We start from the raw sequence: 416 nt of genomic DNA, 5'->3' as shown, positions 1-416 counted from the left end.
CTGGGCAATCTGGAACAGGAAGACACTAGCACGATGGGTGTCTTCCCGACCCAGGAAGCTTGTGTCGATCGCATGCTGGCCTGTTTCCCGTCCATCATCTGTTACTGGTATCGCTTCAGTCACGATGGTGTGCGTATTGACGAAAACACTGGCGATGCCTCTATCGGTGCGCACTTCCTGCACATGCTGCGTGGCGAGAAGCCCAACGAGCTGCATGAGCGTGTTATGAACGTTTCGCTGATTCTGTATGCAGAGCATGAGTTCAATGCCTCTACGTTTACCGCCCGTGTTTGCGCTTCCACACTGTCCGATATTCACAGCTGCATCACTGGTGCTATCGGCNCCCTGCGTGGCCCGCTGCATGGTGGCGCCAACGAAGCGGCCATGGACATGATCGAAAAATTCACCGATGCGGA

At 55.2% G+C, this 416-nt stretch carries 1 protein-coding gene; it reads left to right on the top strand.

Annotation, left to right across the window (positions count from 1 at the left end):
- Positions 1-416, top strand: a 416-nt coding sequence (locus tag A3754_RS07370; RefSeq protein ID WP_304439820.1) for a citrate/2-methylcitrate synthase, incomplete at both ends; no start/stop codon positions are given.

It is taken from the genome of Alcanivorax sp. HI0083, from assembly GCF_001635175.1.
Note: the sequence above shows the minus strand (reverse complement) of the source record. Positions and strands in the feature narration are given on the sequence as shown.